The sequence below is a fragment of the Phycisphaerae bacterium genome (assembly GCA_035384605.1).
GTDB lineage: Bacteria > Planctomycetota > Phycisphaerae > UBA1845 > PWPN01 > JAUCQB01.
In genome coordinates, this window is record DAOOIV010000026.1 from 43,891 (window position 1) to 51,011 (window position 7,121).

A 7,121-nucleotide genomic window follows, 5' to 3' on the forward strand; every position below is an offset into this window, starting at 1 on the left:
GGTAGCGCGGGCAAGAGGAGTCCCCGGTGAGCGACGAAGTTGTAAGACAGGAATCGCGGGAGGAACAGGCTCAACAGCGCCCGACGATTGAACGACCGGCGGGGGGCGGCTTTGCCCTGCGACTGTACAAGCCCGGGCAGGGATACTACACCCGCATCGGTACGGCGATTGGCATCGGTATTCTTGCGGTATGGGGGGCTTATGCCCTGATGAACCAGATCGAGAATTCCGGGCTGAGCGGGCCCTACAGGCTGCCCATTCAATACGGTGTGCCGGCCGGCTTCATTATTGCGATGGGCGTCCTGGTATACTGGCTGACGGGGCTGTCGAGGAAGGCCAACGACTTTTTCATTGCCACCGAGGGCGAAATGAAGAAAGTGCGCTGGTCGACCCGCAAGGAGCTCACCCGTTCGACGAAGGTTGTGATTTTCACGGTAGTAGTGCTCGGGGTTTTCCTGTTTGTGTGGGACGTGTTCTTCATGGTGTTTTTCCAGGCCATCGGTGTGCTTAAGGGAGCGCCCGCGCTGAGCCGCCTGTTCGGGAGTGGATCATGAGCGGTCCGGAGACGGACAACAAGGACGCAAGTCAGGCCGCAGGCGGAGGCGGAGGCACGCCGGATCATGTCTCGCCGGCAAGCGAGTCCACGACTGCGGTCAAGGGTGTCGAGCCGACCCGACCCGGCATGAAGTGGTACGTCCTGCGCGTGGCCAGCAACAAGGAGGATCAGGTCTGCGAAACCCTCGAGCGCAAAGTGCGGATCGAGAATCTGCAGAACCGCATCGGCCGAATCCTGGTACCCACCGCCAAGGAAAAGCGGATGAAGGGCGGCCAGGTGAAGATCATCGAGAAGAAGCTCTACCCCGGCTACGTGTTCGTCGAGATGGCGACGGAAGCGGACGGAACCATTCCTGAGAACATCTGGTTCCTGGTTAAAGAGACGACGGGGGTCGGCGATTTTATCGGCTCGGACGGCAAGCCGACGAGCATGAAGGACCACGACGTCGAGATGATGCTGCTGGCGGCGGCCAAGCCGGATGATGAGGCTTCGCTGCAGGGTCTCGAATTCGCCCAGGGCGACAAGGTTAAGATCAAGGAAGGCTCGTTCCAGAACTTTGAGGGCACGGTCGAGAGCATCGACGAGACCAAGGGCATCGTGACGGTGCTGCTGACGATTTTCGGGCGGTCAACGCCGGTGGACGTCGAGTACTGGCAGTTGGAGAAGATTTAGAACCTTGCGGCCAGACATTGTGCGTCTTGCGCACATGTTTCTGGATGGCAGTAGGCTTGGGTTGCGGTCCGCCTTAGACGGTCGGATGACACAGTGGGGTCCGGTCGGTGGGGATCTGAACCGCTGGAGAGGTTGATAACGTGGCCAAGGAAGTTCTTGTCAAGATCAAACTGCAGGCCCCGGGGGGAAAGGCGACGCCCGCGCCGCCGATCGGTCCGGCTCTGGGTCAGCACGGCGTGAACATCGGGCAGTTCGTTCAGCAGTTCAACGCCCAGACGGGCGCGTTGAACGGCATGATCGTGCCCGTCGAGATTACCGTTTACAAGGATAAGACTTTCACTTTTGTGGTGAAAAGCCCGCCGGCTGCCGTTCTGCTCAAGGAAGCCGCGGGCGTCGCCCAAGGCAGCGGCACGCCCAACAAAGAGAAGGTCGGCAAGGTCACATGGTCTCAGATCCGCAAGATCAGCGAGCGCAAGGCCAAGGATCTCAACGCGTTCGATCTTGAGCATGCCGATCGGATCATTGCCGGTACTGCTCGTTCGATGGGCATCGAGATCGTAGAGGGTTGACGGGCAAAGCGGCCGTCCGCTCGCGGTTCGAGGGACGGCGGCATCGTGGCGGGGCAGCGGATACGCCCCCGCGTTGTTGATACAGGGCCTGACCACGGGCCCGAGTCGGTTTTTCAGTGGGAGGCAGTCATATGCCGAGGCAAAGTGCCAGATATAAGCTTCAGTTGGAGACGCGGGGCAACGCGGCCCGTCTCTCCATTCCGGAGGCGGTGAAGCTGGTCAAGTCGATGGCCGCGGCCAGACCCGAGAAGAAGGACTACAAGGGCCGGAAGAAACCCAAAGGATTCGATCAGACCGTCGAACTGGTCTGCTGGTTGGGCGTCGACCCTCGCCAGGCCGACCAGGCTCTACGGGGAGCCGTCTCATTGCCCAAGGGCATCGGCAAATCCAAGCGAGTCATTGCGTTCTGTCCGGACGACATGGCTGAGAAGGCCAAGGCCGCAGGAGCGGTCGACGCCGGAGCCGACGAACTGATCAAGAAGGTCAACGACGGTTGGACTGACTTCGACGTAGCTGTTGCTCATCCGGCGGTCATGGGCAAGGTCGGCAAGTTGGGCCGGGTTCTGGGCCCACAAGGCAAGATGCCCTCGCCCAAGTCGGGCACCGTGACGCCGGATATCGAGCAAGCCGTTCGAGAGTACAGCGCCGGCAAGGTCGAGTTTCGCACCGATGCGGGCGGCAATGTCCACGCTCCGGTCGGCAAGGTGAGCTTTCCCGATCAAGACCTCGTGGAGAACATCGAGGCATTCATCGCCCACATACGCCGAAGCAAACCGGCGACATCGAAGGGCCAGTATTTCAAACGTGTCTGCCTGACGGCGACCATGACGCCCTCGGTAACCCTGGACGTCGGTTGATACGCGGGGTCACGGACTCGTATGGACGACTATGTGCCGGCCTTAGGACCGGCGGACAGATACAAGGGCAACCAACATGAGCAAGGCGACTAAGGATCTCATCACCTGTGAGTATGCGGGCCGTTACGCCAATCTGGCCAACGCGTGCGTGGTCAGCGTCATCGGCCTCGATGCCATTTCGACGAACAAGCTTCGCGGCGAGCTTCGTTCGATGAAGATTTCGCTCCACGTGGTCAAGAACAGCCTGGCCCGGCGCGCGCTCGCTGACGGGCCCCTGGCCCCGCTGGCCAGCGCGCTGGAGGGGCCGTGTGCCCTGGTGGTGGGGGGCGAGTCGATCATCGACGTGGCCAAGGCGTTGGTCGAATTGAAGAAGAAATACCCGGCGATCGAGCTGAAGAAAGGCATTCTGGAAGGCGACCCGGATCTGCTCGATATCGAGCGGCTGTCGCAGATGAAGAGCCGCGGAGACTTGCTGGCGGAAATCGCGATGCTGATCGCCAGTCCCGGCCGGCGGCTTGCAGGCTGTATCCGCGGACCGGGTGGGCGTCTGGCCGGTTGCTTCAAGGCGATTGCGGACAAACAAGAGGGTAGTCAGTAAGGCTTGAGAGGCAAGCAGGACGACAACGGCTTTGTGGAACCTGGGAGAGAGCACGAGCAAAGAGATTGTCAGCAGCAGCCGGTTGCTGCGGATTGGCCCGCTCGGCGGGTTAAATGACATCAACGGGATGTCACCTATCAGGTTGATCGGCGGACTGCACTGTGATGACGGGAGTTCTGGATACCATGGCGGATGCACCAGCAAAGGGATTCAGCGCTGAAACGGTTGCGCTGGCGGAGAAAATCGCGGGATTGACCCTCAAGCAGGCCCAGGAACTGGTGGACTGCTTGAAGGAGAAGTATGGGATCGAGCCGGCCGGCGGCGGGGCAATGATCGTCGCCGGTGCCGCCGGCGCCGGCGGCGAGGGTGCGGCGGCTCCGGCAGAGGAAAAGACCGCCTTCGACGTCATTCTCAAGAGCGGCGGCGACAAGAAAATCAATGTGATCAAGGTCGTCCGGGCGGCTACCAATCTGGGTCTCAAGGAGGCTAAGGACTTGGTCGAGGGCGCTCCAAAACCGGTCAAGCAAGGCGTATCGAAGGAAGAGGCCGAGAAGCTCAAGAAGGAGCTTGAAGAAGCCGGTGCTGTTGTCGAAGTCAAGTGATAACAAGACCTTACGAAATCCTCAGTATTATGATTGTTAAGGGTCTTGAGCCGAGAAGCCGGTAGGTTTGTCGCACCGCCCGGCGGTGAGCTGGGGTTGGTGTGGCCGCACCAAGATCTCGGAGGTTTCGTGGTCAAGGGTCTCCCGGTTGCGGTGGGGGGCCTAGCCACGGTAGGGCTTATCGGGAAATGGGCTTGGCAGACAGCATGCCCAGCGATAGAATGCCTTTGAGCTACGAAGGTGAAGGTGCGCGCGTATCGGGCGCGGGGGAAGTGGCGTGAACCGTGACTCTGGGCTTTCCCACGGATGCGCGGTGCCATGAGGTCTATCGGGTTGGACCTGAATTTTCATCATAATCCCTCCTCCGTGAGGCGAGATCGGCTGACGCGCCGGGCAAACGGGACCCGGTGGGGGCAGGACCGTCAGTCGAACAGATGGCCTCGCGTTGGGTTCTCCGTCCTGAAGACTGTGTGAGGCATGATGCGTTAGGCGCGAAGGGCGAGGTCGCCTTCTCGCAAGACGAATCGGCGTAGGTCGGATGATGACGGCTGGCGTCCCGCAACGGGTGCCAGGCGTGCGGCTTTACCTTTGGCCGCAGGAAAGGACGAACCGGTATGCTTACTCCCCAGGAAGTGCGGAATTTCGGTCGGCTCGGCGATACGATGCCGGTACCTTCGCTCACCAGCATTCAGACCGAGTCCTATGCGAGATTCCTGCAACAGGATGTTCCGCCGGACCAGCGTCAAAACATCGGCCTGGAAGCCCTTCTCAGGGAGGTGTTTCCCATCCAGAGCTACGACGGGAGCATGTCCCTGGAGTACGTCTACTATGACTTGAGCAAGCCGCGCTACACGCCGGATGAATGTCGTCAGCTCCGGCTGACCTACGGGATGCCGTTCCGTGTTCACGTTCGGCTGGTTCGCAAGGACCGGGACGAGATCAGCGAGGACGCCATTTATCTGGGTGAGCTGCCCGTCATGATGGGGGGCGGCGAGTTCATCATCAATGGTGCGGAGCGTGTTATCGTCAATCAGCTCCACCGTAGTCCGGGCGTTGATTTTATCAAAGCCCAGGCGGAGGGCGACCGTGCCCTCCACGGATGCCGCATCATCCCGGAGCGCGGAAGCTGGATCGAAATCAACGTCACCAAGAAAGACGTCCTCGCGGTGCGCATCGACCAGTCGGCCAAGATCGCGGCGACCACATTCCTCAGGGCAATGGGTCCGGAGTACGCCAGCAACGAGGCGATCATCAAGACGTTCTATGACAGTAAGATTAAGAACGTGAAGGCGGGCGGCCTGAGGCCCGACATGTACGCGGTCAGCGACATCGTGGACGAGGAAAGCGGCGAAGTGCTGGTCAAAGGCGGCTGCCAGATCGGGGACGCCGTTCAGCGTCTCCAGAAATCCGGCGTGAAATCGGTCTCGGTCATCGAGCAGGTTCCGGATCCGCTCATTCTCAACACCATGGCGGAGGACGGGTGCCACGACTATGAGAGCGCCCTGCTGAAGATCTATGCGAAGTTGAGGCCCGGCAACCCCCCGCAGTTGGAGAAAGCCCAGAAGCTCTTCCACGAGAAGTTCTTCGACGAGAACCGTTATCGTCTGGGCAAGGTCGGGCGCTTCCGCTTGAACCGCAAGTTCAATCAGAACGTGCCTGAGACGGAGATGACCTTGCGGGTCGAAGACGTCGTCAACTCGCTCCGTTACATCCTGCTGCTGCGAAGCGGTGAGAGCGCTTATGAGGTTGACGATATCGATCATCTTGGGAATCGCCGTCTCCGCACCATTGACGAGTTGGCCGCGGAGGAGATGCGCAAGGGCTTTCTCAAGCTCCGTCGCACCGTTCAGGAGCGCATGAGCCTCAAGGATCCCGACAACCTCGGCCGCATCGCGGAACTGGTCAACTCCAAGAGCATCTCCTCCAGCATCGAGTTCTTTTTCGGCCGGGGCGAGCTGTCGCAGGTGGTTGACCAGACCAACCCGCTCAGTCAGCTCACGCACGAGCGACGGCTCTCGGCCCTGGGGCCGGGGGGGCTGAATCGCAAGCGGGCCGGTTTTGAGGTCCGCGACGTGCACATCAGCCATTACGGCCGTATCTGCCCGATCGAGACCCCGGAAGGGACGAACATCGGCCTGATTGCCTCGCTGAGCATCTACAGCACGGTTGACGATTACGGTTTCCTGGTCACTCCCTACCGGAAGGTTGAAAAAGGCAAGGTCAACGGCGATGTTGCGATGTTGCGAGCCGACGAGGAGATGCGTGCGGTCCTCGCCCCGCCCGAGTCGGTGGAACCTCAGACCGGCAAAGTCGTTCCGGGCCCGGTTCTCGCCCGGGTCAACGGCGAACTGGCGATGGTCGATTCGAACGAGATCGACTACATTGACATTTCACCGAAACAGGTCGTCGGCGTGTCTGCGGCACTCATCCCGTTCCTGGAGCACGACGACGCCAACCGCGCCCTCATGGGCTCCAACATGCAGCGTCAGGCGGTGCCTCTGCTGCGGTGCGAGCCGCCGATCGTGGCCACGGGCATGGAGAAGCTCGTGCCGCTGAACAGCGGCATGGTCGTGCGGGCATCGCGCGGCGGCACGGTGACCGCCGTCGACGCCACGCGCATCGAGATTGACGGGACCGACGAGTACATTCTCCGGAAGTTCCAGGGCCTGAACGAGCGAACCTGCCTCAACCAGAAACCGATCGTATCTTTGGGACAAAAGGTCAAGGCCGGCGACATCATCGCCGACGGCCCCGCCTGCAAGAACGGTGAGCTGGCGCTCGGTCGTAACGTGCTGGTCGCGTTCATCACTTTCGACGGGTACAACTTCGAGGACGCCATCCTGATCAGCGAGCGTCTTCTCAAGGACGACGTTTTCACCAGCATCCATATCGACGAGTACGACATCGAGATTCGCGAGACCAAGCTGGGCCGCGAGGAGTTTACCCGGGATATCCCGAACGTTTCGGAGAAGGCCCTGGCCAACCTTGACGAGAACGGGATCGTCCGGATCGGCACACGCGTCGGGCCCGGTGACATCCTGGTGGGCAAAGTGAGCCCGAAGAGCAAGAGCGAGCTGTCCCCCGAGGAAAAACTGCTGTACGCCATCTTCGGCCGGGCCGGCGAGGACGTGAAGAACGATTCGCTGGAATTGCCCGCCGGCGAGGAAGGCGTGGTCATCGATACCAAGTGGTTCAGCCGCCGGATGCATCTCACCGACGAGCAGAAGAAGAACCTCGGCATCCAGATGAAGGACTACAAGAGGCAGC

At 60.8% G+C, this 7,121-nt stretch carries 7 protein-coding genes; all 7 read left to right on the forward strand.

Annotated features, from left to right (window positions below; genetic code table 11):
• The first annotated feature begins 26 nt into the window (after positions 1 to 26).
• Entirely contained in the window at positions 27 to 554 is a 528-nt protein-coding gene (secE, locus tag PLL20_08365; protein HPD29991.1) for a preprotein translocase subunit SecE, read from the forward strand.
• Positions 551 to 1,228 (forward strand): transcription termination/antitermination protein NusG, encoded by a 678-nt coding sequence (gene nusG, locus PLL20_08370; GenBank protein ID HPD29992.1) that lies wholly within the window; start codon positions 551 to 553, stop codon positions 1,226 to 1,228. The genes secE and nusG overlap by 4 nt, the downstream gene beginning before the upstream one ends.
• 140 nt (positions 1,229 to 1,368) lie before the next feature.
• Complete coding sequence (rplK, locus tag PLL20_08375; protein ID HPD29993.1) at positions 1,369 to 1,797, forward strand: 50S ribosomal protein L11; 429 nt, start codon at positions 1,369 to 1,371, stop codon at positions 1,795 to 1,797.
• Positions 1,798 to 1,928: 131 nt separating this feature from the next.
• The gene (gene rplA, locus PLL20_08380; protein ID HPD29994.1) at positions 1,929 to 2,654 is read left to right on the forward strand and encodes a 50S ribosomal protein L1; all 726 of its coding nucleotides are present in this window, start codon (positions 1,929 to 1,931) and stop codon (positions 2,652 to 2,654) included.
• A 76-nt stretch (positions 2,655 to 2,730) separates the two neighbouring features.
• Complete coding sequence (rplJ, locus tag PLL20_08385; protein ID HPD29995.1) at positions 2,731 to 3,252, forward strand: 50S ribosomal protein L10; 522 nt, start codon at positions 2,731 to 2,733, stop codon at positions 3,250 to 3,252.
• A 185-nt stretch (positions 3,253 to 3,437) separates the two neighbouring features.
• Entirely contained in the window at positions 3,438 to 3,854 is a 417-nt protein-coding gene (rplL, locus tag PLL20_08390; protein HPD29996.1) for a 50S ribosomal protein L7/L12, read from the forward strand.
• A 614-nt stretch (positions 3,855 to 4,468) separates the two neighbouring features.
• On the forward strand, positions 4,469 to 7,121 hold a 2,653-nt coding region (rpoB, locus tag PLL20_08395), incomplete at its 3' end, for a DNA-directed RNA polymerase subunit beta (GenBank protein HPD29997.1).